This window comes from Craterilacuibacter sp. RT1T, assembly GCF_023502145.1.
Classification (GTDB): domain Bacteria; phylum Pseudomonadota; class Gammaproteobacteria; order Burkholderiales; family Chromobacteriaceae; genus Craterilacuibacter.
Genome location: NZ_JAMFLI010000006.1, coordinates 29,769 through 56,609, shown reverse-complemented (window position 1 = coordinate 56,609; position 26,841 = coordinate 29,769). Strand labels below are relative to the sequence as shown.

Below are 26,841 nucleotides of genomic sequence, written 5' to 3'. Positions count from 1 at the left end.
ACGCGGTTGCTAGCTGCAGCGTTGAGCAAAAACGAGGGCCAGGCCCTCGTTTTTCTTATCCATCTTAACCCCCGGCCTTTTTGACCACCCAGCCTTGCGCGCTCAGTTGCGGCAAGACTTTGTCGACGTGGGCGCCCTGAATCTCAATCACCCCGTCCTTGACTGTGCCGCCGGCGCCGCAGAGCGTGCGCAGGCGTTTGGCAAAGGCAGCCAGCTCGTCCGCCAGCAGCGGTACGCCGCTAATGGCGGTGACTTCCTTGCCGCGCCGCACTTCGCGCCGTACGCGTACCACGCCGTCGCCCTTGGGGGCTTGTGCCTTGCAGATGCAGACTGCTTGCGGCTGGCCGCATTGCGGGCACATGGTGCCGTGTTCGGTGGAGTAAACCAGTCCGCCTAATCCCTTGTGTTTCATTGCAGTGCTTTCAGTATTTCTTTGACTTTAATCACGCGTGCCGGCACCTCGTCCAGCTTCACTTCCACCCGCAGCTTGTCCGGCCCGGCCATTTTATAGCCTTTGCCGCTTTGCATCAGCGCGATGATTTTCATCGGGTCGATATCGGGTTTCTTGACGAAGGCCAGCTGGATGACGCGGTCGCTGGCTTCGAGCTTGGCGATGCCCAGCGGGCGTGCCATCAGGCGCAGTAGATGGCTTTCGATCAGAGTCTTGACTGCTTGCGGCGGCAGGCCGAAGCGGTCGATCAGCTCTTCATAAATGGCGTCGATTTCTTCGCTGCTCTCGCAACTGGCCAGACGCTTGTAAATCACCAGCCGCTCATGCACGCCCGGGCAATAGGCATCGGGCAACAGTGCCGGGCTGTACAGATTGATTTCGGTGGTCACGCCAAGCGGGGCATCCAGATCCGGCTCGCGCCCTTTTTTCAGGTCGCGTACGGCTTGCTTGAGCATTTCGGTAAACAGGCCAAAGCCTACTTCCTGCATTTCGCCCGATTGGCCCTCGCCCAGCACTTCACCGGCACCGCGGATCTCCAGGTCGTGCATGGCCAGATAAAAGCCGGCGCCCAATTCGCCCGAGAGCTGGATCGCTTCGAGGCGTTTTTGCGCATCGCGCGTCATGCCGTCAGGGGTGAGCAGATAGGCATAGGCCTGATGGTGGCTGCGTCCGACGCGGCCGCGCAACTGGTGCAATTGCGCGAGGCCGAAGCGGTCGGCGCGGTTGATCAGAATGGTGTTGGCATTGGGAATGTCGATGCCGGTTTCGATAATGGTCGAGCACAGCAGCACATTGCTGCGCTGCTGCATAAAGTCGCGCATCACCTGTTCCAGCTCGCGCTCGGTCAGTTGGCCATGGGCGACGGCGATGCGTGCCTCGGGTACCAGTTCGGCCAGTTTCTGGCGCATGTTTTCTATGGTGTCGACTTCATTGTGCAGGAAGAACACCTGGCCGCCACGCTTGAGCTCGCGCAGCACCGCTTCGCGGATGACCGCGTTGCGCGTCGGGCTGACGAAGGTCTTGACCGAGAGCCGCCGGCTAGGGGCGGTGGCGATCACCGAAAAATCGCGCAAGCCTTCGATGGCCATTGATAGCGTGCGCGGAATCGGCGTCGCGGTCATGGTCAGCACATCGACGTTGGCTCTGAGGCGCTTGAGCTGTTCTTTTTGGCGCACGCCGAAACGGTGTTCCTCGTCGATGATGACCAGACCCAGGCGATTGAACTGCACATCCGGCTGCACCAGCTTATGGGTGCCGATCACGATATCGACCGAACCGTCGGCCAGCCCAGCCAGCGCGGCCTTGGTTTCCTTGCCGCTGTTAAAGCGCGACAGCGCGGCGATTTTGACCGGCCAGTCGGCAAAGCGGTCGGCAAAGCTTTGGGCATGCTGCTCGGCCAAGAGCGTGGTCGGCACCAGCACAGCCACTTGCTTGCCGCCCAGCACCGCGACAAAGGCGGCGCGCAGCGCAACTTCGGTCTTGCCGAAGCCGACATCGCCGCAGACCAGGCGGTCCATCGGCTTGCCTGAGGTCATGTCGGCGATCACCGCGCTGATGGCGTCGGCCTGATCCGGCGTTTCCTCGAAGCCGAAGCCGGCGGCAAAGGCATCGTAATCGTGATGGCTCATGGCAAAGGCGTGGCCTTCGCGTGCCGCACGCTGCGCGTACAGGTTTAACAGTTCGGCCGCGGTGTCGCGCGCCTTTTCCGCCGCCTTGCGCTTGGCTTTGTCCCAGGCTGGGTTGCCCAGCTTGTGCAGATGCACTTCGTCGCTGGCTTGGCCGGCGTAGCGCGAAATCAGCGCCAGTTGCGACACCGGCACATAGAGGGTGGCGCCGTCGGCGTACTCCAGTTGCATCATCTCGGTTTCGCCCACGCCGAGGTCAAGATTGATGAGGCCCTGATAGCGGCCAATGCCGTGTGCCTCGTGTACCACCGGGTCGCCGATCTTGATTTCGGCCAGATCGCGCAGCATGGCATCGGTGCTGCCAGCCTTGCGCCGCCGGCTATGGCTGCGCGTGACATGCTGGTACAGCTCGGACTCGGTTACCACGGCAATGGCTGGTGCGGTGAGGGCAAAGCCGGCCCATAAGGGGCCTACGGCAATGGCAAGCTTGGCTTTGCCGTCGATAAAGCCGGCCCAGTTCTCGCACGGCTGGGGCTTGATGCCGTTGTCGGCAAGAAACTGCAGCAGGGTTTCACGCCGGCCCAGGCTCTCGGCCAGAATCAGGACGCGCGAGGTGGTGCTGCCGATAAACGCCGCCAGTTTTTGCAGTGGCGTATCGGCGCGGCGCTCGACCGCGAGCGCGGGTAAGGGCAGCACCGGCAAGGCCGGCGTGTCGCTGCTGCCGGCTTCAAAACGTGCCAGTTGCTTGATCTGCCCCATCAGCGCATCGGGGCGCAAAAAGACATCGGCCGGCGGCAGTAAGGGGCGTTCGGGGTCGCCTTTGCCCATCTGGTAGCGCGACTCGATATCGCGCCAGACGTTCTCCGCCTCCGCCTGTACATCGTCCAGCAGCACGGCTAGCGGTGGCTGGCTGAAGTAGTCGAACAGGGTGGCCGTTTCGGCAAAAAACAGCGGCAGGTAATACTCGATACCCGCCGGCCAGGCACCGGCCGAAACATCGCGGTAAATGCGGCTGCGGCTGGGGTCGCCCTCCATGCGTTCGCGCCAGTGCTGGCGAAAAGCGGTGACCCCGTCGCCATCGCTCGGATATTCGCGCGCCGGCAGCATGTGCACTTCGGGCAGCGGATAGAGCGTGCGCTGCGTGTCAGGGTCGAAGGTCTTGATGCTTTCTATTTCGTCGTCGAACAGGTCGATGCGTAGCGGCAGGCTCGAGCCCATGGGGTAGAGGTCGATCAGCCCGCCGCGTATCGAAAACTCGCCCGGCGCCATCACCTGCGACACATGCTGATAGCCGCCGGCGACCAGATCGGTGCGCAACGCTTCGCCGTCCAGTTTTTGTTTGGTCTTGAGGAAGAAGGTATGGGCGGCCAGAAAGGAGGGCGGCGCCAGACGCACCATGGCTGTGGCCACCGGTGCAATCACCACCTCGCACGCCTTGTTGCGTATTTGCCATAGCGTGGCCAGCCGTTCGGACACCAGATCCGCATGCGGCGAAAAATGGTCATAGGGCAGGGTTTCCCAGTCCGGCAGCAAGGCGACGCGCAGGGTCGGCGCAAAAAAGGCGATCTCGGTTTTCAGGCGCTGGGCGGCTTGTGCCGATGCGCACAGTACCAGCAGGCATTGGCCGGGATGCGCTTGTGCCGCGATCCAGGCCGAGTCGGCACTTTGCGGCAAGGCGGCGATGCGGGTTTTCTGGCCGGCAGCTGGCGCACTTTGCAGGACTTTTAATGACATAAAGCTATACATTCAAGGGTAAGCGTTTATTATAAGCCTGATATGTCAAAGGGGCAGCTGCATATGGGCCTCTGCTGGGGAAGACGCAAAAATAATAAAGGGGTGTGTGTGGGTGCACGTTTCAAGCTGAATGCCGGAATCGGTGCCGCGGCCTTACTGGCTTTGAGCGGCTTGTGGCAGGGTGGGGCCGGGCTTGCCGCAGGTGCTGCGCAGTGGCTGGTGCATGGTGTCATTGTGTACCTATTGCTTGTCCGGCAGCAGGATAGGCCCGGGCGCGGCTTAGGGGTCTACTGGTGTCTGGGCGCGCTGCCCTTGTTGTCGTTATGGCGTTTGCCGCTGGCCGATGCGCTGCTGTGGTGTAGCTCCTTGCTACTTGTCATGGCGAGCCTGCAGCTTGTCTTGCGGCTGCGCCATTATGCCTTGGGTTCTGCTGACGAGTTGTTGCCGCTGGTGTTTAGCCTGGCCTTGCTTCCCGCCTTGTCGGCTGTTTTGCCCATGTTTGCATTGGCAGGGTGGCGTGATGGATTTCATCAGGCATGGTTGCTTAATGGCTTGTTGCAATGGGGGCAGGCTGCGCTGGTGATCGCCATGCTGGCCAGCTTTGCCTATCAGCGTCTTCCCAGTGTGCGATCCTTGTTGGACCTGATGTTGATTGTGGGGGTGCAGTTAGTACTCTGGAGTTTTTTCAATACGGCGCATGCCGTATTTTTCCCGGTGGAGCTGCTGTATTTTCCGCTGTTTTTGTGGGCCGGCAGCCGTTTTGGTATCGCTGGCCCTGCTGTTGTCGGCTTATTGGCTTGTGTCTTGCCCCTTGCGAACGGTGCCGGTTTTATTTCCTCGTTCGCGCCGCAGTTCCGTACGCTCTCGATTTTGCTTATGCAGATGTTGTGTTTCGCCTCAGCCTTGGCCTTAACGGTGGCTTTGGAGGGGCGGCGTCTGAAAGAAAAAGCGCTCAAGGATTTCCGTTCCCGTGTCGGAACACTGATCGATCAAAGTCCCAATATTATTGCGTTCAAGGATATGCAGGGTCGTTACCTGATGGTTAACAAGGCCTGCGCATATCTGGTCGGCTCCAGCCCCGAGTTGATGGTAGGCAAGACGCCGGAAGAGCTGTTTCCCCCCGAGCAGGCCGATAAGCTTAATGCGCTAGGTGAGCAGGTGCTGGCTAGCCTGGCTCCGTGCGAGGCCGAGGCGACCATGCTGGTGGGCGGGCAGGAGTTAACCTTGCTGGTGAGCCAGTTCCCATTGTTTGATAGTCATGGCCATCCGGCCGGGATCGGCACCATAGGGTCGGATATCAGCTTGCGTTATCAGGAGGAGAAGCAGAAGCGCGAGAGTATGGAGAAGTACCGTGCCGTTGTTGAGCAGTCGCTGGTGGGTATTTTTATCCAGCAAGATGGTTTGCTGATCTATTTGAATCCGACGCTGGCCCAGATGGGAGGGTACAGCGTCGATGAGTTGCAGAACGTGCCGCTTGACTCGATGCTGGTCGAGGATGAAGTTGAGCGCATTAACCAGCAGATTATTCAGCGACAGCAGGCCAATCTGGAAATTTTGTGTTTTCCAACCCGTTTGAAGCATAAAAACGGATCCGCCATCGATATAGAGGTTCATAGCCGGCTGATCGAATATGGTGGCCGCATGGCCTTTATCGGCGTGGCGATCAATGTGACCGATCGTGTCGCGGCGCAAGGCGAACTGCGTCTGGCGGCCAAGGTGTTCGAAAACTCGGCGGAAGGCATCCTGATTGCAGATGCCAACGGTACGATTGTTACCGTCAACGAGGCGTTCAGCCGCATAACCGGCTACAGCCGGCAGGAGGCGGTGGGGCGCTGCTCGCGCATGCTGCGTGATCTGGATGTCAATGGCGGTTTGCGTGAAGACTTGGCGCGCAGCGGACACTGGCAGGGCGAAATGTATGATCGCCGCAAGAATGGCGAATGGTATCCGGCCGAACTGACCATTTCGGTCGTGCAAGATAGTGATGGCGGGATGCTTAATTATGTAGGCGTTTTTGCCGATATTACCGAGCGCAAGCAGGCTGAAGAGCGCCTGCACTTTTTGGCTAATCACGACCCGCTGACGACCTTGCCCAATCGCTCGCACCTGATCGGTCATCTGGATACTGCGCTCGGCGGGGGCGGCGATGACGGCTTCCGTCTGGCGCTGATGTTTATCGATATTGACCGCTTCAAGCTGATTAATGATTCATTTGGCCATCGCACGGGTGACGATATCTTGTGCGAGATCTCCCGTCGTCTGACCTATGTGTCCGGACGTTATGGCATGGTCGCGCGTTTGGGCGGCGATGAGTTCACCCTGATCGTCGAGGAGTATGAGGGCCTGGAGCAGTTGGGCCGGATTGCGGAAGAAGTGCAAGCCGAGCTGGCCAAACCTTTGCAGGTCGAGGGACAGGTGTTGTTTGTGACCGGCAGTATCGGTATCAGCCTGTATCCGCATGACGGCAAGGATGCGCATACCTTGCTGAAAAATGCCGATGCCGCCATGCATCGTGCCAAAGAGCGCGGCAAGAATGCCTGGCAGTTCTTCGATGCGGATATGAATACGCAGTCGGTTGAGCGCTTATTGCTGGAAAATGCCTTGCGCCAAGCGCTGGAAAAGAACGAATTCGAGCTGCACTACCAGCCGCAGGTGGATAGCAATACCCTGCAACTGGTCGGTGTTGAAACGCTGATCCGCTGGCGTCATCCGCAGCTCGGGCTGGTGTCGCCGGCCCGCTTTATTCCTCTGGCCGAGGAGACCGGCCTGATCAAGCCGATCGGTGCCTGGGTGTTGCAAGAGGCGTGCCGCCAGCTGGCGCGCTGGGATGAGGCCGGGCAGGTGGTGCCGCGGGTGGCGGTGAATTTGTCGCCGCGTCAGCTGGAACAGGCGGATTTGTTAGCCGTGGTGGATGCGGCGCTGGAGGCTGCGGCTATCGATGCGGAACGTCTGGAGCTGGAAATCACCGAGAGTATGCTGATGCAAAGGCCGGAAGAGGCAGTCCGTATTCTGAATCAGCTCAAAATGCTGGGTGTAAAACTGTCGATTGATGACTTTGGCACCGGTTATTCTTCCTTGTCCATGCTGAAGCGTTTCCCGCTGGACTACCTGAAAATAGACCGTTCTTTTGTCGAAGGTTTGCCGGGAGATGAAGACAGTGGCGCCATTGCCCAAGCCATTATCGCCATGGCGCGCAAGCTGCGTTATACCGTGATCGCCGAAGGCGTAGAAACGGCCGAGCAAGGAGACTTTTTGTGCAGTAATGGCTGCAATATCCTGCAGGGCTATTATTACAGCCGGCCGCTGCCGGTTGCCGAGCTGGAGGCGTTTTTTTCACGCCATGCCGTGGCGGTCAGGGCGCGAGCCGGAGTAGAATGCGCCGTTTTGTAGGGAGTGACATCAGGTGAGCAACCGCAAACTTATCCATGGCTTTCACGCGGTGAATGCCCGCCTGTGGCAGAACCCGAAAAGCCTGATTGAAATTTATGTGGCCGGCGGCCGTCAGGATGCGCGTACCAAAGAGGTTTTGGACAAGGCGGGCGCCGAAAACGTCAAGCTGCACATTGTTGACAAGGCGCGCATGGACAGCATGACCGGCAATGCCCGTCATCAGGGCGTGGCGGCCGTGATCGATGCCAGCCGCAATTATGTCGATCTGGACGATGTGCTGGACCATATCAGCGAGCCGCCGCTCTTGCTGATCCTCGATGGCGTGACTGACCCGCACAATCTCGGTGCCTGCCTGCGCGTCGCCGACGCCATGGGGGTGCATGCGGTGATTGCCCCCAAAGACCGCTCGGCCGGCATTAACGCGACCGTCAGCAAAGTCGCCTGTGGCGCGGCCGAAGTGGTGCCTTATATCACCGTCACCAATCTGGCGCGCACCATCCGCGACCTGAAGGATATGGGCGTATGGATAGCCGGCACCACCATGGAAACCGAAACCGACCTTTACCATTTCGATGCATCCGGTCCACTGGCCTGGGTGATGGGGAATGAGGGCGAGGGCATGCGCCGCCTGACGCGCGATCTGTGCGATGTGCTGGTGTCCATCCCGATGTTCGGTACGGTTGAAAGCCTGAACGTGTCGGTCTCCTCCGGCATGGTATTGTCCGAAAGCCGTCGCCAGCGCGTACTGGCCGGCAAATAAAGGAGTCGCAAGATGCAAAAACTGGTTCTGCAGGTTGCCGGCATGAGCTGTGGCGGTTGTGTCGCCGGGGTGACCCGTGCGGTCGAAGCGCTCGATGGCGTGCATGGCGTGACGGTTGATTTGTCCAGCGGCCGGGTCGAAGTCGAGTACGACGGCGCGCTGCCTTCGCGTGAAGAAGTTGTCGACGCCATTGCCGACGCCGGTTTTGAAGTTGTAGCCTGATCCATAAGCGGCGGTTGTGCATTTGCCATGTGCGGCAGAAATGCGTACAATCCGCCGGCTTTAACCCTTGCCTTTTGCTATCGCATGGCGAAAGGCTTCACAGCCACAAGGAGTTTACATGCGTCATTACGAAATCGTGTTCATCGTCCACCCGGACCAGAGCGAGCAGGTTCCGGCCATGATCGAACGCTACAAGGGCATGGTCCTGGGCGCCGAAGGCCTGATCCACCGTCTGGAAGACTGGGGTCGTCGTCAACTGGCTTACCCAATCCAGAAAGTTCACAAAGCTCACTACGTTCTGATGAACGTAGAGTGCAAGGTTGAAACCCTGGCTGAAATCGAGCACGCCTTCAAATTCAACGATGCCGTTCTGCGTCACCTGACTATCAAGATGGACAGCGCGATCACCGAAGCGTCCCCGATGATGAAGGATGAAAAGGCCAAGAGCCTGCTGGAAACCCAGCCGGCTGCTGAAGCCGAGGTTGCTGCCTGATTTCAGGTAACACCTTGCAGAACAGACTGGTACTGACTGCGACGGTTGAACGTGAAGATGTACTGAGATACACCCCCGCCGGCGTGCCGGTGCTGGAAATGTGGCTCAGACACCAATCACGGCAGACCGAAGCGGGGGCCGAGCGTGATGTGATCTGTGAAATCCAGTCCGTCATGGTGGGCGAAGCGTGTCGGGCCTTGGCCGGACGCGTGGCCGGGCAGGAGTTGACCGTCAGCGGTTTTCTTTGCCAGCGCAGCTTGCGCAACCCCCGGTTAGTGCTACATATCGAATCCGCAGAATTTGTAAAAGGTTAACAAAATGGCTCGTCAACTCTTCAAGCGCAAGAAGTTCTGCCGCTTTACGGCAGAAGGCATCAAGCATGTCGATTACAAAGCAACCGACCTGCTGAAGGATTTCATTGCTGAAAACGGCAAGATCATCCCAGCCCGTATCACCGGCACCAAGGCACGCTATCAGCGTCAGCTGACGACCGCTGTTAAGCGCGCTCGTTTCCTGGCTTTCCTGCCTTACACCGACCAGCACTAAACCGAGAAGAAAGGATAAACAATGCAAATCATTCTCCTCGAGAAAGTCGCTAACCTGGGTAACCTGGGTGATGTTGTAACCGTTAAAGACGGCTACGCACGTAACTTCCTGGTACCACAAGGCAAGGCCAAGCGTGCAAACGCCGCCAACCTGGCAGCTTTTGAAGCCCGCCGCGCCGAACTGGAAGCCAAGCAAGCCGAGATCCTGGCCGATGCCAAGGTTCGTGGCGAGAAGCTGGAAGGCGCCAACATCACCATCGCCCAGAAGGCGGGTGTGGATGGCCGTCTGTTCGGTTCCGTGACCAACGCCGACATCGCCGAAGCCATCACCGCTTCCGGCGTGGCTGTGATCCGTTCCGAAGTGCGTATGCCTAATGGCCAGCTGAAGGCTATCGGCGAATACGATCTGGAAATCGCACTGCATCACGACGTAGTCGTGAACGTTGTGATCACCGTGGTAGCCGAAGCCTAATTCTTAGGCCTCGTTAGCACGAAAAAAGCCGGCTCAGGCGAGCCGGCTTTTTTGCGTCTTGCCTCTCGCTAGACAAACACCACCAGTGCCGCCATGGCGCCGTGTGCACCCATCACCAGGCTTTGCTCGATATCTGCCGTGCGTGAGGAGCCGGAGATAAAGCAGCCAAAGCCATGCTCTTCGATCCTGATGCGGCGGTAAGCGTCGCGCATGGTGTCGACCAACTGCGGGCGCGGCACGACCAGCACCAGCTTTTGCGTCAGAAAATACAGCGAACGGTAGCGGTTGTGGGGCGTACTGACCCAGACCGCGGCATTCTCGGCAACCGCGAGCTGGCCGGGGACGATTGCGACATCGACATCATGCCAGGCGTGCGGGCTATCGGCTTCCTCGTGTCCGGCTTGCGTTAAATCGACCAGACGGCCGTGATTGGGGAAGTGCGCCGCGACGGCCTGCCTGACCGTTTGGTTTTCTGCCAGTTGCAGCGCCTGCCCGCCTAGGTTGGCGATCAGGCCGGCAAAGGCCGCATAGCGGTCGTCGTAGTGCACGAAAGGCAGCGCATGAATGTCGGGCAGGGCGCTCTCTGGCGGGCGGGCGGCGCGTATCCGCGCCAGGATGGCATCGCGGCTCATGGTTTTTTCCTGTTCTGCTGCCACCACTGCTTAAAGCTTTGCGCCGGCATTTGAGGTAATTCGCGTCCGGGGCGGCTGTAAGGGATGGCACTATTGAGGCGTTCGGGCAGGATGGGGACGATTTTGCGCATGGCACCACCGGCCAGATCAAACAGCTTGGGGTGGCCAAGCAAGGTGCGCAGTGCCAGTACGCCGCCCTTTTTGCCCTTGCCCATGGCGCCGGCGTCAAAGGCGCGGGCGCGCTGTGCGACCAGCTGGTCGGCCAGCGGAATTTTGACCGGGCACACATTGTTGCACGAGCCGCAGGTGGTGCAGGCAAAAGCCATGCTGGCGTGCTTTTTGATGTCGCGACTGGGGCCCAGCGTCGAGCCTATCGGCCCGGGAATGATGTAGCTGTAGCTAAAGCCCGAGCTTCTGCGGTACACCGGGCAGGTATTCATGCAGGCGCCGCAGCGTATGCAACGCAGCGATTCGTAAAAATCGGCGCGGCCAAGAATGTCGCTTCTGCCGTTGTCGACGATTACGATATGCATCTGGCCGCCGGGACGGGCGCGCTCGAAGTGCGAGGTATAGGTGGTGGTGGGCGAGCCAATGGCCGAGCGTGCCAAGAGCCGGGTAAACACGGACAGATGTTCGAGCCTGGGAATGACTTTTTCCAGTCCCATGCTGGCGATATGCAGCGGCGGCAGGGCGACGCCCAGGTCGGCATTGCCTTCATTGGTGCACACCACGATCGCGCCGGTTTCGGCGATGGCGAAATTGACGCCGGTCAGCCCTGCATCGGCACTGAGAAAGTGTTCGCGCAAATTGGCGCGTGCGGCGTGGGTGAGATAGGTAGGATCGTTATTGCCGGCTTCGGTGCCCAGCTCGCGCTGGAACAGCTCGCCAATCTGCTCTTTTTTCAGATGGATGGCCGGCATCACGATATGGCTGGGCGCCTCATGCCTGAGTTGCACGATGCGCTCGCCCAGATCGGTGTCTATCACCTCGATGCCGCGCGTTTCCAGATAGGGGTTGAGTCCGCACTCCTCGGTCAGCATGGACTTGGACTTGACCAGTTTTTTGACTGCATGCGCAGCCAGAATACCGTGCACGATGCGGTTGTGTTCTGCCGCGTCTGCCGCCCAGTGTACCGTTACGCCATTGGCGCGGGCCTTGGCCTCGAATTCCTGCAGATACACATCCAGATGCGACAGTGTATGCGCCTTGATCTGGCGCGCCAGTTCGCGCAAGCCCTCCCACTCCGGCAGCTGTGCCGCCTGTACATCGCGCTTGTGCCTGACCCACCAGATGGCCGAGTCGTGCCAGCTGGCGTGGGCACGGTCTTGTAAAAAGTCGTGTGCGGCGCGGGCGTGGTTGACGCTATCGTCTTTCATGCCGCGGCCTTTCCGTTCAGGATTTCGACAATGTGCAAGGTGCGCAGCGTGCCGTGCTGGTGGCGCAGGATGCCGCCCATATGCATCAGGCACGACGCTTCGGCCCCCACGATAAACTCGGCGCCGGTCGCGGCATGGCCGGCAATGCGGTCCTGGCCCATGGCGACCGAGACATCCGCCTCATCCACGCAGAATGTGCCGCCAAAGCCGCAGCACTCGTCACGCCGCTCAGGCTGGGTGAGGGTGATGCCGTCGACCAGTGCCAGAATGCGCTCCAGCCGTGACTGGTAGGGCAGCATCAGTTCGGAGGCGGTAGCATGCTCGCGTTGCCGCAGGCCATGGCAGCTCTGGTGGATGGAAACCTTGTGCGGGAAATAGACCGGCTTGGGTAGCGCGCTTACCTTGAGTACGTCCTGCAGGAATTCGACGATCTCATAGATGCGCGGCTGCAAAGTCGCATAGCCGGGTGTGTGCGGCGGGTAATGGCAGGCGGTGTGGCTGACGCAACTGCTTGAGGGGGATACGACATAGTCGTAGCCGGCAAACAGCTGGCTGAAGCGTTGTGCCGCTGCCGCCCCCCCCTTAAGGTCGCCATTATTGAACAGCGGCTGGCCACAGCAGGTTTGCGCCAGCGGATAGTCGACATCCAGACCGTAGGCTTCCAGCAGTTCCAGCGTGGCAATGGCAATATGCGGCGTCAGCGCGTTGACGTGACAAGGAATAAACAGACCGATTTTCATGGATTCGCACTGCATGTGGGCATGGGCGAATTAAAGCGTAGCGGCCGGATTTTTGCTATCGGGTTTGACCCTATGGCAAACGGCGATGGCGGAAGATCACAGGAGTCGAACCTGCCCGGGACCGCTGGCGGCCCCCTCCGGTTTTGAAGACCGGCCATTCCACCGGGAATGTTGATCTTCCGCAAGGAGGGCGATTATAAGCGAGCCTGGCGCAGGCGTCGAATAGGCTTAACCAAATTGCGTGCCATCGCGTAGCAGATGGCGGTCGCCCTGACGCCGGGTCAGGCCGCTTTTATCGAAAAATTCCAGAATCTGGATCGAGAGCTTGCGCCCGGCACCGATCCGGTTGCGAAACGAGGCGGCGTCGGCAAAGCCGTGTTCGGCAACCAGTTGACGTACGATCCGGGCCATCTCGTGCATGCGTGTGCTCGGATAATAGCGGTCGGGCACGATGGCGATCACATGCCCCAGACGCGCGGCTTTTTTCAGCAGGGGGCGGACGCTGTCTTCGTCGCTGCCGGCGTCTTGCGCCAGATCGCGCACCCAGCGTGCATCGTCGCTGGCTAGATGCATGGCAAGGCGCTGCCATAGCGCGTCTTCTGCCGGCGTGAAGGCCAGACTGTGCTGCGGCAGGTGTAGCCAGCCGCGGGTTTCACACATCAGCCCGGCTTGCAGCAGCTGATCGATGGCATGCATCACCGTGGCCGTGTCTTCGCTGGGGAGCGCCAGGCGCTTGAGGCGCGAGCGCGCCGCGCCCATCTGGTCGGGCTGGGCCAGATGCAGTTCAGCCAGACGTTGCAACAGCGTGTGCTTAAGGCTTTGCCAGTAGTCGGCCGAATAGGCGAGCGCACCTATCGTGACCAGTTGCAATTGCCCGACCAGGACTCTGGCGTCATCGCTACGCTGGCGCGCCCATGCAAAGGCATCCAGATCGACGCGCCCGGCTGCGGCCAGCACTTGCAGGCAGCGCTTGTCATCCGACCCGCTCTGTGAGAGCGCGGTCAATTGTGCCAGTCGCGCCGCGCTGCGCTTGGCGCGGCTGGGCGGGGATAGCTCCAGTACGCGTGCGCCGGCCAGCGTATGGCGGGCGCTGGCATCGCGCACAATCAGCCTGTCGTTGTCGGCCAGATAAAGCGGCACATCCAGCGCCAGTTCGGCGCAAGGGGCGAAGCTGTCGTCGCCTAATAGCGCCAGGTGGCCGGTGGTATGGCGTGCACCGTGATGGATATGGACCGCCTGCCAGTGTTTAAGCGGTGGGCTGTCCGGCAGCAGCTCAAGCTGTACGCTGATGCGCGCGCTGCTGCGGCCTTCCTGGCTAAATAGCCAGTCGCCACGGCGGATGTCGTCTTTGCTGATGTCGCCGGCCAGATTCAGTGCGATGCGTTCGCCGGCGCTGGCCGTATCGCCGGCTTGTCCTTGCGTATGCAGGGCGCGCACGCGTACACGGCGCTTATCTGAACTCAGGTAAAGGGTGTCGCCGACATTCACGCTGCCGGATAAAGCCGTGCCACTGACGACCAGACCGCTGCCCTTGATGGTAAAAGCGCGGTCTATCGCCAGACGAAAGCGCTGCTGCGGTCGATGTGCCGCGGGTGTTAAGCTGGCCAGATGGCTGCGCAAGGCATCGATTCCGGTGCCGCGATGGCTGGATACCGGCAGTACGGCGGCAAGGGGGAGTTGGTGGGCTGCGCATAGCGCTTCGATCTCGGCTTGCAGTGCAGCAAGGCGTGCCGGCGTGGCCAGATCGCTTTTGCTTAAGGCTACCGTGAGCGCGGGCACGCCGGCCAGGCGCAAGATGGCGAGGTGTTCGCGCGTTTGCGCCATCACCCCGTCGTCGCAGGCGACGACCAGTAGCGCGTGATCCAGGCCGCCAACGCCGGCCAGCATATTGGACAGGAAGCGCTCGTGGCCGGGCACATCGATAAAACCGATGCGTGTACCATTGGCGTGCTCAAGAAAGGCGTAGCCCAGATCCAGCGTCATGCCGCGACGCTGCTCTTCAGGCAGACGGTCGGCATTCGTGCCGGTTAAGGCATGCAATAGCGAAGTCTTACCATGGTCAACGTGACCGGCGGTAGCGATGATCATGGGCGGCTTTCCTTGTTGCAAAGCCGCCCATGGTAGAGGGTGAGTGCTGTTTAGGCTAGACCGGATCGACGTGGGTCATCACATTCAACACCGGATGTTCCGCCATTACGCTGGCGCGCGCCTGCAGTGCGATATTGTGCCCTTCGCGCACATTCAGCCGGCCGTCGACTTCTAGATGCACATCCACCATGATCATATCGCCCATCTTGCGTGTTCTCAGGTCGTGCAAGCCGGTAATGCCGGGGGTTGCGAGCAAGGTGGCGCGTATTTTTGCGATTTCTTCTTCATCGGCGGCCTTATCCATCAGATCGGATAGCGCCTCCCAGGCGAACTGGCCGCCGGTCTTGCAGATCATCAGGCCGACAATCAGCGCGGCGGCGGGGTCCAGCAGCGGGTAGCCCATCAGGTTGCCGACGATGCCCAGCGCTACCACCAGCGACGAGGCCGCATCCGAGCGCGCATGCCAGGCATTGGCCACCAGCATGGTCGAGCGCACACGCTTGGCAATATTCAGCATGTAGCGGAACAGGCCTTCCTTGCAGAATAAGGTAAACACCGCGACCCATAGTGCGATGGCGTGCACTTGGGCAATGGATGCCGGATCGTTGAATTTGGACGCAGCGGAAAACAGCATGCCGATACCGACCACCAGCAACAGCAGGCCCAGCACCAGGGAAGCGGCATTTTCATAGCGCTGGTGGCCGTAATGATGATCGTCATCCGGCCCCTTACGTCCGTGGTGACTGGCAAACAGCACGACAAAATCGGCCAGAAGGTCGGATAGCGAATGGATGCCGTCTGCCACCAACGCTTGCGAACGGGCAAAGATGCCGACGACGATTTGCAGCACGGTCAGGATCAGGTTGATGACGATGCTGACCAGCGTACTTTTCTTGGCGGCGGCGTAGCGTGCCAGTTCGTCGACTTTATCGTGATCCGGCAGGCGTTTGTCTTGGGGCATAAGTATGCTTTTGTTTAATTTAAATGGCTCAATGATGCCATTGGATGGTTAATTTTGGCTTAAGAGCGCCAGGAAAGATTGATGCCATGGTGTGAACTAATGCACACGATTAGGTATTGCTTGATATCTTCATGCGACAATTAGATAAACCTTTACCGTCTTTCATGAGTGGACGGAACAAGAACTTGATTTTAATCCTCTGTCAGAGAGCTGGCAGAGCGATTTTTGCGTAAATAGGGACACAAGATGAAAAAAATCGCACTGGCTTCGGCCGCGCTGCTGCTGACCGGCGCCGCTTCGGCTGCCATCAACCCGATTCCGACCACCAATGGTTTCTCTGGTGCGCTCAGTATCGGCGTGGCGAGCGGTGAAGTCGCTTCCAATATGTATAAGGGTGACGACAACGGCCGCATCAATAACTTTGCTGCGCCAGAGAGCCACGGCGAAACCGACCCGCTGCTGATGCTGGACTTGCGCTACACCCTGGCCGACAGCCGCACCCAGTTCGTATTGGGCAACCAGGTGCACGACGCGCTGCGTCTGGACTTCACCCAGCAGCTGGGTGTGCGTCAGGAAATCGGCGACAACGGTATTGTGTCTGCCGGTCTGGTGTTCAGCGGTTTCGGCAGCAAGGACGTATGGGCCAACCCGTATGCACTGGGTACCGAGCGCGAAGAAACCAAGCGCAAGTCCAGCGGCGTGCGTTTGGGTTGGGAAGGCATTATGGGTAGCAATTTCAGCGCCGACGTTACCCGCCGCAAGGTCGAGCTGGACGACGAGAAGAGTGGCTATGCCTTGCTGGACCGTAACGGCAACACCACTCGTTTCAACCTGTCCTACGACTGGGAATTCGCGCCGGGCCACTTCCTGGCCCCGGGTGTGGTCATCGGCCAGCACGACATGGACGGCAAGGCGATGAGCAACGACTCCACCGGCTTCAAGCTCGACTACGGCTACCGTAGCGGCCTGTATACCCTGACTGCCAACCTGTATCTGGGTGAGCAGAAGTACGATGCCGGCAACCCACTGTTTGGTTTCAAGAAGGCCGATGCTCAAGATTTTGTGATCGCATCCAATCTGATGCGTCATCAGTTGTTCGGTTACAAGAATGTCAGCGGCTTTGTGAACGTCGCCTATGGCAAGTCCGACTCCGACATCGACTTCTACGATGCCGAAGTTAAGCGTCTGGGCGCCGGTGTGATGTACACGTTCTGAGCGTGTATGCGTTTAGCCAAAAAACCGGAGCGATGAGCTCCGGTTTTTTTACGACCACGATCCGGATACCCACCACCTGAGCGGAAGGGATGTACTCGCAGGCCAGTCTTCGAATTTGGTAGTGCTCAAAATTTTAATTGTCACCGTGCTGTTCTTTAGTTTTCATCTTAAAGTTTCACTCAAATGGCATTGAAAGGTGGCAAAATGCATTTTTTGGCATATTGGAGCGACCGTGTCGCCTTCAGCCTTTTCAACCCCTGCGATGTCTAGCGGCTGGATCCGGATTCTGCGCCGCCGCTTTCCCGCGTTCGAGAGCCTGTGGCAGGAGTTCCCGGACAATGTTTTTCTGATTGCCTGCGACAGGGATGGCGAGTTTTGGCTTGCGGACTGCAATCCTGCCCAGCAGGCGTTTATCGGCCTGCCTGCGGCGCAAACGCAGGGGAGGAGGGTGCGTGAACTTGTGGCAGGCCCTTATCGCGAGACCGTGCTTGAGCGCTACCGGCAATGCGTGGCAAGCGGCAGGGCGCTAACCTATGAGGAAAGTGGTGCGATCGAGGGTAGTGATGCGGTGTACTACTGGATGACCTTGCTGGTGCCGGCCCACGGTGCCGATGGGCGGGTTGAGTTCATTCTTGGTATTAGCCGCGATGTGACCGCCTTGCATCAGGCCGAGAATGTGTTGCGTCTTGCCAACGAAGAACTGGAGCAAAGGGTGGCGTTACGTACCGCCGAACTGGAGGCCGTCAATGCCCGCCTGCGCCAGATCGCGATGTATGACGCGCTAACCGGCGTCTTTGCGCGCGCGCACTTCTTCGAGCAGGGGCAGGATGCATTCCGCCTGGCGCTTGAGCAAGATATGCCGCTATCGGTACTGATGCTTGATATCGACCACTTCAAGCGCATTAATGATCGCTGGGGGCATGCCGCAGGGGATGGGGTGCTGCGCCTGGTTGGGGCGCGCTTGCAAACGGTGTTTGGCCGCACCAATCTTGTTGGACGTTGCGGCGGTGAGGAGTTTGCTGTTGTTTTGCCCCAACAGCAGCTTGCCAAGGCTTGCTGGTTTGCCCGGCAGGTGTGCGAAGCGGTTCGTTCGCACGCGTTTATGTGGCAGGGTGAGCATATTCCTTGCTCGATCAGTGTGGGTGTGGCCGAGCGTATGGCTGACGATGCCAGTCTGGAGGCCTTGCTGCATCGCGCCGACTTGGCGCTGTTGCAGGCTAAGGCAGGCGGGCGTGACGGTTACCGGCAGAGCGAGTCGCAGCACGTGGATGTCGCTCGTTTCCATTCGTAGCATTTTGAAGGTTTGCTGCTGCCTCTTTGCGGTGGTGTCCGGCACCTTACGCCACATACAGCGGCGTACGTGCCGACGCTTTAAGCGCAGAAGTTGGCAATAAACCCGGCTTCATCCTCCAGACAGCGCAGATCCAGCCATAAACGCCCTTCGCTGATACGGCCGATAAGGGGCTGTGGCAGTGCGCGCCAGGTATTGGCGAGCTCCAATAGCGTTCCGCCCTTGCCGTCGCGCGGGCTAAAGGTCAGCGCGACGCTTGGCAGGCGGTCGATAGGCAACGAGCCACTGCCTATCTGGGAGGCGCAGTCTTCCAGCTTGACTTCGAAGCCGGCGCCGGCGATGGCTTGCAGTGGTGCGAGCAGGCGTGCGCCCTGTTCGCGCATCTGGCTTTGCGGCCGGGTCAGCAGGCGCAGGGTAGGCAGCTTTTGTGCCAGCAAATCCGGTTCCAGATACAGCCTGAGCGTTGCTTCCAGTGCCGCCAGCGTCAGCTTGTCGCAGCGTAGCGCACGCTTGAGCGGGTGCGCCTGAATGCGGTCTATCCAGGCTTTTTTGCCGACGATAAGCCCCGCTTGCGGCCCGCCCAAGAGTTTGTCGCCAGAGAAGGTGACGATATCGGCACCGGCTGCCAGCATGGTTTGTGGCATCGGCTCGGCCGGCAGGCCGTAAGCGCTCAGATCAATCAGCGCACCGGCGCCAAGATCGGTCACCAGCGGCACGCCGCGTGCGTGTGCCAAGGGCGCGAGTTCGGCTTCGCTGACGCTTTTGCTAAAGCCTTCGATGCTGTAATTGCTGGTGTGCACCTTCATCAACAGCGCGCTGTCGTTGCTGATGGCGCTCTCGTAGTCTCTCAGATGGGTGCGGTTGGTGGCGCCGACTTCAAGCAGACGGCAGCCGGCCTGACGCATCACATCCGGTATGCGAAATGCCCCGCCGATCTCAACCAGTTCGCCGCGTGAAACAATGACTTCGCGCCCGGCTGCCATCGCAGACAGGGTAATCAGCACGGCCGATGCATTATTGTTGACGACACAAGCCGCTTCGGCTCCGGTGAGTTCGCGCAGCAATTCACTGATAGCCGTGTCGCGGTGGCCGCGGCCGGCACCATCCAGATCGTATTCCAGTGTGACTGCGCCGCGCATGGCCGCCGTGACCGCCTCTACCGCCACCTCGGCTTGAATCGCCCGGCCAAGGTTGGTATGCAGCACGGTGCCGGTCAGGTTGAATGCCGGGCGTAGCGCCATGTGCTGCCGGGCTTCCAGCTTGTCTGCGATACGGGCGGCGAGTTTGGCTTGCGAGCTGGCCCAGTCGGGCAAGGCGGCATGTGCCGCGATATGGGCGCGGGCGGCATCCAGTTGGGCGCGCGCACACTGGGTGAGTGCATGGCGGCCGTGGCGTGTGGCCAGTGGCGCGCATTCGGTGCTGGAGATCAGGCGATCCATGCTGGGCAAGGCTGCGTAAAAAGTACGAGTATCCATCGGTCAGCTCAGGTCGATGAGCCAGAAAACCGGCATCAACAGGAAAAGAATGATCAAAAAGGCGAGCGCGGCGTGAAAAAACAGCCAGAGCAGCGGCGCCAGCGTCAGTGTCCACAGTTTCTCAGGCAAGGGGCGCGTCGCAAGGCGGCGCGCAGCACGTACGCGTAAAGGCTTGCTTTGCAGCAGGCGCCAGCCTGCGCGCATAAAGCTGCCCAGATTGAAGCGGGGCTTGGAAGGTGGCGTGTCCGTATGCATGAAGTCGGGCAGGGAAGTCTGAAGCAAAAGGGTCGAGGATGCAGTGCCGGCGCCTTGCTGTCCAGTCTTGCGCATGGTTAAGTAAGGGCTCGCGTATAATCGACGCATGGATACCTTGCACCCGTTTTCCCGGCTGACGCCGGATTTCTTGCTCGACGCGGTCGAGAGCACCGGCCTGCGCGCCAGCGGCAGCCTGATGGCACTCAATAGCTACGAGAACCGCGTCTACCAGATCGGCATCGAGGATGGCCCACCCCTGATCGCCAAATTTTACCGTCCCGGGCGCTGGAGCCGGGCGCAAACGCTGGAAGAGCATGCGTTTTCGCTGGAGTTGGCCGAGCGCGAACTGCCGGTGGTGCCTCCTTTGCTGTTTGATGGCGCCAGCCTGTTATCGTGGCAGGGCTTTGACTTTGCCTTGTTTGAGCGCCGTGGCGGGCGCACGCCGGAGCTCTCAGACCCCGAGGTGCTGGAATGGCTGGGGCGTTTTCTTGGTCGTATCCATGCTGTTGGCGCGATTGCGCCCTATGCCGAGCGTCCGACGCTGGATGCGGACAGTTTCGGCCACGAGCCAGTGCGCTTTTTGTTGGAGAGCGGCCTGCTGCCGGCCGAACTGCTGACGCCGTGGCGTACGGTGGCCGAGCAATGTCTGCAAGGCATAGAGGCTGCATACGCGCGCGCCGGGAAGGTGGCGCTGATTCGCGTGCATGGCGACTGTCACGCCGGCAACCTGATGTGGACCGATGCCGGCCCGCATTTTGTCGATCTGGACGATAGCCGCATGGCGCCGGCGGTGCAGGATCTATGGATGTTGTTGTCGGGCGAGCGTACCGAACAGAGCCGGCAGCTGGCCGATGTGCTGGCCGGTTACGAAGATTTTTGCGAATTCGACAGCCGCGAGCTGCATCTGATCGAAGCGCTGCGCACCTTGCGCCTGCTGCATTACTCGGCGTGGCTGGCGCGCCGCGTGGATGATCCCGCATTTCATACTGCATTTTCCTGGTTCAATACCCAGCGTTACTGGGAAGAGCAGATCCTGACCTTGCGCGAGCAAGTGGCACTGCTGTCTGAGCCGCCGTTGTGGCCGGTATAGATGCGCGTATCCGTGAAGCATCAGTAAAGTAGTGCTGCTTACTTGCAAGCCCCGCCCAGCCATCGTGGCCGGGCGGGGCTTTGCTTTGTGGTGTAGGCGTGAAGGGGCTCTATGTTCGAGCTAAAAGGCATAGCGCAGATTGAAGGTGGTGGCACTGACCTGACCTTGGTAGCCGCCTGCTTTGACTTTGGGAATATAGCCAACCTCGAGCGCAAGCTTCGGTGTGCCTGCCGTGAGCAGGGGTAGGGCAATCAGGCCATCGATGCCGGAGCCGTGCAAATAGCCGCCCAACAAAACCACGCCGGCCTCCCAGTCTCCGCCAAGCGGCCATACCCGGCGCCAGCCTGCGGCGGCAAAGGCAGCTGTTTTGGCGTATGAATCCCGATAAGCGCCGGCACGGGCTAATAGTTGTCCGCCTGAGAGCATCTGCTCAAACCCCCATTCCAAGCCCAGTCCGGGGTTGAAGTCGTGCAGGTCGCACTGATAGCGTTGCTTGTCGCAACTGCCGTGGTGGGAGGCGCCAAAAATCAGTAGTGCCGGTGCGGCGGCAAGCGGCGCAGAAAGCAGCCATAGTGGCAGGATGAAATTCAGGCGTGTGGTTTTCATCGGGTTTGCCTTGTGGAATGTGTGTTGCACGACATGTCTGTCAGCATAGGTGATGCCGGTGCGAATTATCCGCTTGAAATTTAACGGCTTATTCCCCACGTACCAGTCAATAAGATCCACCCAGGAGAGCATGATGCGATTTGACAAACTGACGACCAAGTTCCAGCAATCGCTGGCCGATGCGCAAAGTCTGGCGCTGGCGGGCGACAATGCGTATATCGAGCCGCAACACCTGTTGCTGGCCATGCTGGAGGATAGTGATGGCGGCATGTCCGGCTTGTTGTCGCGTGCCGGCGTGAATGCAATGGGCCTGAAAACAGGCTTGCAGCAGGCGCTGGAGCGGCTGCCCAAGGTGCAAGGTAGTGATGGCGAGATTACCGTATCGCGCGACCTGAACAAGCTGCTCAACCTGACTGACAAGGCCGCGATGCAGCGTGGTGACGAATATATCGCCAGCGAGATGTTTTTGCTGGCGCTGCTGGAAGACAAAGGTGAAACCGGCAAGCTGCTCAAGCAGTACGGTGCCACGCCGGCGGCGGTGAATGCGGCGATTTCGGCGCTGCGCGGTGGCGAAAATGTGGCAAGCCAGGAGGCAGAAGGGCAGCGCGAGGCGCTGAAGAAATATACGCTGGATCTGACCGAACGCGCACGCGCCGGCAAGCTGGATCCGGTTATCGGCCGTGATGATGAAATCCGGCGTGCGATTCAGGTCTTGCTGCGTCGGACCAAGAATAATCCGGTGCTGATCGGTGAGCCGGGAGTGGGCAAGACCGCCATTGTGGAGGGCCTGGCGCAGCGTATCGTCAATGGCGAGGTGCCGGACAGCCTGCGCGGCAAGAAGCTTTTGGTGCTGGATCTGGCCAGTCTGCTCGCCGGTGCCAAGTTCCGTGGCGAGTTTGAAGAGCGGCTAAAGGCCGTGCTGACCGATCTGGCCAAAGATGAAGGCAACACCATTGTCTTTATCGACGAGATCCACACGCTGGTCGGCGCGGGTAAGGCCGAGGGCGCGATGGATGCCGGCAATATGCTCAAGCCGGCGCTGGCGCGTGGCGAGCTGCACTGCATGGGCGCGACTACGCTGGACGAATACCGCAAATACATCGAGAAAGATGCCGCACTGGAGCGCCGCTTCCAGAAGGTGCTGGTGGACGAGCCTAGCGTGGAAGACACCATCGCCATCTTGCGCGGCCTGAAGGAAAAATACGAAATCCATCATGGGGTCGATATTACCGATCCGGCCATTGTGGCGGCTGCCGAGTTGTCGCATCGCTATCTCACCGACCGCTTCTTGCCGGACAAGGCCATCGATCTGATTGACGAGGCGGCCAGCCGGATCAAGATGGAGCTGGACTCCAAGCCGGAAGAAATGGACAAGATGGATCGCCGCCTGATCCAGCTCAAGATCGAGCGCGAGGCGGTCAAGCGCGAGAACGATGAAGCTTCGCAACGCCGTCTGGCGCTGATCGAAGAGGAAATTGCGCGCCTCTCTAAGGAATACTCCGACCTTGAGGAGATATGGAAGGCAGAGAAAGCCTCGCAGCAGGGTAGCCAGAGCATCAAGGAAGAAATCGACAAGCTCAAAAACGAGATGGAAGAGCTAAAGCGCAAGGGGGACTGGCAGAAGCTGGCCGAGCTGCAATACGGACGTCTGCCTCAGCTGGAGGCGCAGCTTAAAGTCGCGGAAGAAACGAGCGACAAGGCCGTCGAAGCCCACCGTCTGCTGCGTACCGAAGTGGGAACCGATGAAATTGCCGAAGTGATCAGCCGCATGACCGGCATCCCCGTCTCCAAGATGTTAACGGGTGAGCGCGACAAGCTGCTGCATATGGAAGATGTGCTGCACCAGCGTGTGGTGGGGCAGGATGAAGCCGCGACGGCCGTCGCCGATGCCATCCGCCGCTCGCGCTCCGGCCTGTCCGATCCGAACAAACCCTATGGTTCCTTCCTGTTTCTCGGGCCGACCGGGGTCGGCAAGACCGAGCTATGCAAGACGCTGGCCGGCTTTTTGTTCGACAGTGAAGATCATTTGATCCGCGTCGATATGTCCGAGTATATGGAGAAGCATTCGGTTGCCCGCCTGATCGGTGCACCTCCGGGTTATGTCGGCTACGAGGAGGGTGGCTATCTGACCGAACAGGTTCGCCGCAAGCCTTATAGCGTGATTCTGCTGGACGAGGTGGAGAAGGCGCATCCGGATGTGTTCAATATTCTGCTGCAGGTATTGGATGATGGCCGTCTGACCGATGGTCAGGGACGTACCGTGGACTTCAAGAACACGGTGGTGGTGATGACTTCGAATATCGGCAGCGAGCAGATTCAGGCGATGGCGACCGATGACTATCAGGTGATCAAGCTGGCGGTGATGGCCGAGGTCAAAGGGCATTTCCGTCCCGAATTCATCAACCGTATCGACGAGGTGGTGGTGTTCCATGCGTTGGACGAGACAAATATCAAGTCCATCGCCCGTATCCAGCTTAAGAGTCTGGAGGCGCGCCTGGCCAAGCTGGAGCTAGGGCTGGAGGTGTCGGATGGTGCCCTGAGCCTGCTGGCCGAAGCCGGTTTCGATCCGGTTTATGGTGCGCGTCCGCTTAAGCGTGCAATCCAGAGCGAGGTGGAAAACCCACTCTCCAAGGCCATTCTGGCGGGGCGCTATCTGCCCAAGTCGGTGGTGCATATCGACGCCAAGGACGGGGTGCTGGTGTTTGCCTGAGCGGCACGGCTAAATCGGGAGCATGAAAAGGGGGAGGCTTGCGCCTCCCCCTTTTTTAGTCGGTACGGCAAGGCCGCTGCCGGACTTAACTCAGGCCATGCATCATCTTTTTCAGCGTGCTGGACAGCGCGAACAGAATCAGCGCGGCGGTGCCGGCCATGAACACGAACAACATAAAGAAGTCATGCAGGTTGTTGACTGCATAGCCCAGCAACTGCGGTACCGGCTTGCCCGGTTCCGGATACAGCTCGGACAGCATGCCGGCAAACTTGTTGGCGGCCGCGTTGGACACAAACCAGATACCCATCATCAGCGAAGTCAGGCGGGCAGGCGAGAGCTTGACCACCAGCGACAGGCCGATAGGCGACAGGCACAGCTCACCAAAGGTATGCAGCATATAGAGGCTGACCAGCCACATCATGCTGACCTTGGTGTCCGGTGTGACACCGCTGACACCAAAGGCGATAACCAGATAACCCAGCGCTAGGAACAGCAGACCGATGGCCATCTTCATCGGCGAGTTGGGCTCTACGCCATGATTGCCCAGTTTGGTCCACAGCCAGGCAAATACCGGCGCGAACAATACGATGGAAATCGGGTTGATCGACTGGAAGTAAGAGGCCGGAATGGTAAAGCCCAGCACATTGCGGTTGGTCTGCTCGGCGGCAAAGAACGTCAGCGATGCGCCGGCCTGCTCGAATGCCGACCAGAAAAAGATCACAAAAGCCGCCAGAATCATGATCACCGCCAGACGCTGCTTCTCGATGTGAGTCAGCGGCTCATGCTTGATGGCCTTGCCCGAGGCATCCAGTTTGGACACCGGTGCCATGCCGATGGCTTTGCCTTCGGGGGTGACCAGATGTTTGTCCTTGAAGAACAGGAACAGGCACAGTGAAATCAGCATGCCGGTGCCGGCGGCCAGAAAGCCCCATTTGAAATCATCCGGATTGCCGGTGTCGCCCAGCGTGCCGCATACCAGCGGAGCCAGCAGGGCGCCTGCATTAATGCCCATATAGAAAATGGTAAAGGCCGAGTCGATGCGCTTGTCGCCAACCGGATAGAGCTGGCCGACCATGGACGAGATATTGGGCTTGAACAGGCCATTACCGGCAATCAGCAGACCCAGGCCGCCATACAGCCATGGCGTTGCGAGAGCCGCATTGGTGTGGAACAGGCCGGAGGTGAACATGGCGAACTGGCCGGCGGCCATCAACAGCGCACCCACCACGATAGAGCGACGGTTGCCCCAGAAGCGGTCGGAGATGTAACCACCCAATAGGGGGGCGAAGTAGACCAAGCCGGTAAACGAACCGTAAATTTCGGACGCTTGCACCTTGTCGTACATCAGGGCGTTAACCATGAACAGGACGAAGAGGGCACGCATGCCGTAGTAACTGAAGCGTTCCCACATTTCTGTGGCGAACAAAAGATAGAGCCCCTTGGGGTGCTGGCGAAGCATGTTGTTTTATCCTTTTCTCTAACCCTGAGTGTCTTTATGTGCCAGCTTGATGTGTGGTGTTATAGCGCTGACTTCTATTTTCAGAAATACCATGATTCAACTTGTTAGTTCAACATTAAATAATTAAATACGAAAATTTATTTGTTTTGAATGTTGCGTGCTTGACTCGGTTATAAGGGAGTCTTGGGTGGGTATGGTTTTTAACAGATTGTTTTATATATTATTTTTTGCTGTGCGATAGTTTGTGCTGTACGGCTCTAGAAGGCAGAAGAAAACGGGGCATAAGCCCCGTTTGATGTGAATGGTGCAACAGATTCAGTTGCCGACCGGGTCTACCCAGATGACAGGTGGCTGACCATTTTGTGGTAAAGCCTCGACTTGCTGCTTGCTGCTCATCAGCAACTGGCCGTCCAGATAGACGCGTGCTTCCAGTACATAACGGCCATCCGGGCGCAGGGCAGGTTTGTCGTAGCGCAGAGAGAACGGCAGTGGAAAGCCCTCGGGCTGCTCGAGGATTTGCTCGGCCAATACCACCGAAGGCGCACCTTCACGCGAGATATCCAGTAAACGTATCTCGGCCCGGGTTTTGGCTGGCGGCAAGGCCAGACGGATTTTATAGGCGACCGTGCCTTCCAGTTGTGCGGCCTGATAGCTGGAGGGCGTGGCACAGGCAGCCAAGAGCGGCATGAGTAGCGCCAAAAGCCAGATCTTGCCGCGCATCATGGCTCCACCGCTTCCAGCTTGGGTGTACCCAGCAGCACGGAGTAGCTTTCCAGCGGGCGCCATTCGCCTTGTATCCGCCACTGGTTAGCAGTGTCTTCCAGGCGCAAATACCAGTGGTTGGCATTGGCCGGCTTAAGCGTGCCCTGATATTGGCCGGGGGCGGTGGCCTTGAGCATGACGAGTTGGTCCTGCTCTTCGCGGGCAGGGTGGAACAGGCGCAGTTGCAGCGTATCGGGCAGTGTCGCCTGACTGGTCGTGTGGATGCGCACCGCCCGCATGTCCGGACTGATCAGCACCTGGGCGCTGAGTGCCAGCTTTGCCGCCGCCTCATCGCGGCGCAGTTCCATATTGATTTCCTTGCCCTGCTTGTAATAGTCATCGCTGACCATGCCGTCATCCGACACGACGGCTAACCACAGGGTGATAACGCCGGCAACGACCACGATGGCCGGTCCGGAGAATAGCCCCAGCGCCCAAGGCTCCTTGTACCAGGGGCGCATGGCCCCGGTGGTTTTCTGCATGCTTGCT

24 protein-coding genes and 1 tRNA gene are annotated in these 26,841 nt (G+C 59.4%); 11 read left to right on the top strand and 14 right to left on the bottom strand.

Annotated elements, in window-relative coordinates; genetic code table 11:
- Positions 1-64: 64 nt before the first annotated feature.
- Together M3P88_RS10525 and mfd are read right to left on the bottom strand one after the other, a co-directional pair.
- The gene (locus M3P88_RS10525) at positions 65-412 is read right to left on the bottom strand and encodes a translation initiation factor Sui1 (protein ID WP_249615999.1); all 348 of its coding nucleotides are present in this window, start codon (positions 410-412) and stop codon (positions 65-67) included.
- The gene (gene mfd, locus M3P88_RS10520) at positions 409-3,810 is read right to left on the bottom strand and encodes a transcription-repair coupling factor (protein WP_249615998.1); all 3,402 of its coding nucleotides are present in this window, start codon (positions 3,808-3,810) and stop codon (positions 409-411) included. Before mfd ends, M3P88_RS10525 begins: the two co-directional genes overlap by 4 nt.
- 108 nt (positions 3,811-3,918) lie before the next feature.
- Between mfd and M3P88_RS10515 the strand changes: the two genes are divergently transcribed.
- The 7 genes from M3P88_RS10515 to rplI all read left to right on the top strand — a co-directional run bounded on the left by M3P88_RS10515 (position 3,919) and on the right by rplI (position 9,692).
- Positions 3,919-7,200 (top strand): bifunctional diguanylate cyclase/phosphodiesterase, encoded by a 3,282-nt coding sequence (locus tag M3P88_RS10515; RefSeq protein ID WP_249615997.1) that lies wholly within the window; start codon positions 3,919-3,921, stop codon positions 7,198-7,200.
- A gap of 13 nt (positions 7,201-7,213) precedes the next feature.
- Positions 7,214-7,960 carry a 23S rRNA (guanosine(2251)-2'-O)-methyltransferase RlmB gene (rlmB, locus tag M3P88_RS10510; protein WP_160796763.1) on the top strand — a complete coding sequence of 249 codons (747 nt, stop codon included), beginning with the start codon at positions 7,214-7,216 and terminating at the stop codon, positions 7,958-7,960.
- A 12-nt stretch (positions 7,961-7,972) separates the two neighbouring features.
- A complete protein-coding gene (locus tag M3P88_RS10505; RefSeq protein WP_249615996.1) occupies positions 7,973-8,182 on the top strand; it encodes a heavy-metal-associated domain-containing protein in 210 nt (69 codons plus the stop codon).
- Between the two features lie 118 nt (positions 8,183-8,300).
- Positions 8,301-8,675 carry a 30S ribosomal protein S6 gene (gene rpsF / locus M3P88_RS10500; protein WP_124735656.1) on the top strand — a complete coding sequence of 125 codons (375 nt, stop codon included), beginning with the start codon at positions 8,301-8,303 and terminating at the stop codon, positions 8,673-8,675.
- A 14-nt stretch (positions 8,676-8,689) separates the two neighbouring features.
- Positions 8,690-8,989 (top strand): primosomal replication protein N, encoded by a 300-nt coding sequence (priB, locus tag M3P88_RS10495; RefSeq protein WP_124735655.1) that lies wholly within the window; start codon positions 8,690-8,692, stop codon positions 8,987-8,989.
- A gap of 4 nt (positions 8,990-8,993) precedes the next feature.
- Entirely contained in the window at positions 8,994-9,221 is a 228-nt protein-coding gene (rpsR, locus tag M3P88_RS10490; protein WP_124735654.1) for a 30S ribosomal protein S18, read from the top strand.
- Positions 9,222-9,242: 21 nt separating this feature from the next.
- The gene (gene rplI / locus M3P88_RS10485) at positions 9,243-9,692 is read left to right on the top strand and encodes a 50S ribosomal protein L9 (RefSeq protein WP_124735653.1); all 450 of its coding nucleotides are present in this window, start codon (positions 9,243-9,245) and stop codon (positions 9,690-9,692) included.
- 68 nt (positions 9,693-9,760) lie between these two features.
- Here rplI and M3P88_RS10480 read toward each other — a convergent pair whose 3' ends face one another.
- From M3P88_RS10480 to M3P88_RS10455, 6 genes are all read right to left on the bottom strand, one after another.
- On the bottom strand, positions 9,761-10,324 hold the full coding sequence (locus M3P88_RS10480; RefSeq protein ID WP_249615995.1) for a LutC/YkgG family protein: 564 nt from the start codon (positions 10,322-10,324) through the stop codon (positions 9,761-9,763).
- A complete protein-coding gene (locus M3P88_RS10475) occupies positions 10,321-11,700 on the bottom strand; it encodes a lactate utilization protein B (RefSeq protein ID WP_249615994.1) in 1,380 nt (459 codons plus the stop codon). The genes M3P88_RS10480 and M3P88_RS10475 overlap by 4 nt, the downstream gene beginning before the upstream one ends.
- Positions 11,697-12,440 carry a (Fe-S)-binding protein gene (locus M3P88_RS10470; protein WP_249615993.1) on the bottom strand — a complete coding sequence of 248 codons (744 nt, stop codon included), beginning with the start codon at positions 12,438-12,440 and terminating at the stop codon, positions 11,697-11,699. Before M3P88_RS10470 ends, M3P88_RS10475 begins: the two co-directional genes overlap by 4 nt.
- Before the next feature lie 86 nt (positions 12,441-12,526).
- Positions 12,527-12,621: transfer RNA gene (locus M3P88_RS10465), tRNA-Sec, on the bottom strand.
- Positions 12,622-12,668: 47 nt separating this feature from the next.
- On the bottom strand, positions 12,669-14,528 hold the full coding sequence (gene selB / locus M3P88_RS10460) for a selenocysteine-specific translation elongation factor (RefSeq protein ID WP_249615992.1): 1,860 nt from the start codon (positions 14,526-14,528) through the stop codon (positions 12,669-12,671).
- A gap of 55 nt (positions 14,529-14,583) precedes the next feature.
- Positions 14,584-15,489 (bottom strand): cation diffusion facilitator family transporter, encoded by a 906-nt coding sequence (locus tag M3P88_RS10455; RefSeq protein ID WP_249615991.1) that lies wholly within the window; start codon positions 15,487-15,489, stop codon positions 14,584-14,586.
- A 246-nt stretch (positions 15,490-15,735) separates the two neighbouring features.
- Between M3P88_RS10455 and M3P88_RS10450 the strand changes: the two genes are divergently transcribed.
- Together M3P88_RS10450 and M3P88_RS10445 are read left to right on the top strand one after the other, a co-directional pair.
- Positions 15,736-16,704, top strand: coding sequence for a DUF2860 family protein (locus M3P88_RS10450; protein ID WP_249615990.1), 969 nt, complete (start codon positions 15,736-15,738; stop codon positions 16,702-16,704).
- Positions 16,705-16,936: 232 nt separating this feature from the next.
- Positions 16,937-17,995, top strand: a complete 1,059-nt coding sequence (locus M3P88_RS10445; RefSeq protein ID WP_249615989.1) for a sensor domain-containing diguanylate cyclase — start codon at positions 16,937-16,939, stop codon at positions 17,993-17,995.
- An 80-nt stretch (positions 17,996-18,075) separates the two neighbouring features.
- On the opposite strand, the gene selA is transcribed toward M3P88_RS10445, so the two are convergent.
- Both selA and M3P88_RS10435 read right to left on the bottom strand, forming a co-directional pair.
- A complete protein-coding gene (gene selA / locus M3P88_RS10440) occupies positions 18,076-19,470 on the bottom strand; it encodes an L-seryl-tRNA(Sec) selenium transferase (RefSeq protein ID WP_249615988.1) in 1,395 nt (464 codons plus the stop codon).
- Positions 19,471-19,473: 3 nt separating this feature from the next.
- A complete protein-coding gene (locus tag M3P88_RS10435) occupies positions 19,474-19,800 on the bottom strand; it encodes a hypothetical protein (protein ID WP_249615987.1) in 327 nt (108 codons plus the stop codon).
- 31 nt (positions 19,801-19,831) lie between these two features.
- Between M3P88_RS10435 and M3P88_RS10430 the strand changes: the two genes are divergently transcribed.
- Positions 19,832-20,815 carry a serine/threonine protein kinase gene (locus tag M3P88_RS10430; protein WP_249615986.1) on the top strand — a complete coding sequence of 328 codons (984 nt, stop codon included), beginning with the start codon at positions 19,832-19,834 and terminating at the stop codon, positions 20,813-20,815.
- Positions 20,816-20,935: 120 nt separating this feature from the next.
- Here the strand turns inward: M3P88_RS10430 and M3P88_RS10425 are convergent, their stop codons facing one another.
- Complete coding sequence (locus M3P88_RS10425; protein ID WP_249615985.1) at positions 20,936-21,421, bottom strand: hypothetical protein; 486 nt, start codon at positions 21,419-21,421, stop codon at positions 20,936-20,938.
- Positions 21,422-21,554: 133 nt separating this feature from the next.
- Here M3P88_RS10425 and clpB point away from each other — a divergent pair, with 133 nt between their 5' ends.
- A complete protein-coding gene (gene clpB / locus M3P88_RS10420) occupies positions 21,555-24,131 on the top strand; it encodes an ATP-dependent chaperone ClpB (RefSeq protein ID WP_249616103.1) in 2,577 nt (858 codons plus the stop codon).
- An 85-nt stretch (positions 24,132-24,216) separates the two neighbouring features.
- Here clpB and M3P88_RS10415 read toward each other — a convergent pair whose 3' ends face one another.
- From M3P88_RS10415 to M3P88_RS10405, 3 genes are all read right to left on the bottom strand, one after another.
- A complete protein-coding gene (locus M3P88_RS10415; RefSeq protein WP_249615984.1) occupies positions 24,217-25,590 on the bottom strand; it encodes a peptide MFS transporter in 1,374 nt (457 codons plus the stop codon).
- Between the two features lie 315 nt (positions 25,591-25,905).
- A complete protein-coding gene (locus M3P88_RS10410; protein WP_249615983.1) occupies positions 25,906-26,313 on the bottom strand; it encodes a YbaY family lipoprotein in 408 nt (135 codons plus the stop codon).
- The gene (locus M3P88_RS10405; protein WP_249615982.1) at positions 26,310-26,834 is read right to left on the bottom strand and encodes a FixH family protein; all 525 of its coding nucleotides are present in this window, start codon (positions 26,832-26,834) and stop codon (positions 26,310-26,312) included. The genes M3P88_RS10410 and M3P88_RS10405 overlap by 4 nt, the downstream gene beginning before the upstream one ends.
- Positions 26,835-26,841: the final 7 nt, after the last annotated feature.

What these genes read in the sequence shown, in the direction of transcription:
- M3P88_RS10455 (WP_249615991.1), bottom strand. Translation starts at nt 15,489, where the DNA reads ATGCCCCAAGACAAACGCCTGCCGGATCACGATAAAGTCGACGAACTG.
- selA (WP_249615988.1), bottom strand. Translation starts at nt 19,470, where the DNA reads ATGGATACTCGTACTTTTTACGCAGCCTTGCCCAGCATGGATCGCCTG.
- M3P88_RS10480 (WP_249615995.1), bottom strand. Translation starts at nt 10,324, where the DNA reads ATGAGCCGCGATGCCATCCTGGCGCGGATACGCGCCGCCCGCCCGCCA.
- mfd (WP_249615998.1), bottom strand. Translation starts at nt 3,810, where the DNA reads ATGTCATTAAAAGTCCTGCAAAGTGCGCCAGCTGCCGGCCAGAAAACC.
- M3P88_RS10525 (WP_249615999.1), bottom strand. Translation starts at nt 412, where the DNA reads ATGAAACACAAGGGATTAGGCGGACTGGTTTACTCCACCGAACACGGC.
- M3P88_RS10450 (WP_249615990.1), top strand. Translation starts at nt 15,736, where the DNA reads ATGAAAAAAATCGCACTGGCTTCGGCCGCGCTGCTGCTGACCGGCGCC.
- M3P88_RS10470 (WP_249615993.1), bottom strand. Translation starts at nt 12,440, where the DNA reads ATGAAAATCGGTCTGTTTATTCCTTGTCACGTCAACGCGCTGACGCCG.
- M3P88_RS10405 (WP_249615982.1), bottom strand. Translation starts at nt 26,834, where the DNA reads ATGCAGAAAACCACCGGGGCCATGCGCCCCTGGTACAAGGAGCCTTGG.
- M3P88_RS10415 (WP_249615984.1), bottom strand. Translation starts at nt 25,590, where the DNA reads ATGCTTCGCCAGCACCCCAAGGGGCTCTATCTTTTGTTCGCCACAGAA.
- clpB (WP_249616103.1), top strand. Translation starts at nt 21,555, where the DNA reads ATGCGATTTGACAAACTGACGACCAAGTTCCAGCAATCGCTGGCCGAT.
- M3P88_RS10435 (WP_249615987.1), bottom strand. Translation starts at nt 19,800, where the DNA reads ATGCGCAAGACTGGACAGCAAGGCGCCGGCACTGCATCCTCGACCCTT.
- M3P88_RS10425 (WP_249615985.1), bottom strand. Translation starts at nt 21,421, where the DNA reads ATGAAAACCACACGCCTGAATTTCATCCTGCCACTATGGCTGCTTTCT.
- rpsF (WP_124735656.1), top strand. Translation starts at nt 8,301, where the DNA reads ATGCGTCATTACGAAATCGTGTTCATCGTCCACCCGGACCAGAGCGAG.
- M3P88_RS10430 (WP_249615986.1), top strand. Translation starts at nt 19,832, where the DNA reads ATGGATACCTTGCACCCGTTTTCCCGGCTGACGCCGGATTTCTTGCTC.
- M3P88_RS10410 (WP_249615983.1), bottom strand. Translation starts at nt 26,313, where the DNA reads ATGATGCGCGGCAAGATCTGGCTTTTGGCGCTACTCATGCCGCTCTTG.
- M3P88_RS10505 (WP_249615996.1), top strand. Translation starts at nt 7,973, where the DNA reads ATGCAAAAACTGGTTCTGCAGGTTGCCGGCATGAGCTGTGGCGGTTGT.
- rplI (WP_124735653.1), top strand. Translation starts at nt 9,243, where the DNA reads ATGCAAATCATTCTCCTCGAGAAAGTCGCTAACCTGGGTAACCTGGGT.
- selB (WP_249615992.1), bottom strand. Translation starts at nt 14,528, where the DNA reads ATGATCATCGCTACCGCCGGTCACGTTGACCATGGTAAGACTTCGCTA.
- rpsR (WP_124735654.1), top strand. Translation starts at nt 8,994, where the DNA reads ATGGCTCGTCAACTCTTCAAGCGCAAGAAGTTCTGCCGCTTTACGGCA.
- M3P88_RS10475 (WP_249615994.1), bottom strand. Translation starts at nt 11,700, where the DNA reads ATGAAAGACGATAGCGTCAACCACGCCCGCGCCGCACACGACTTTTTA.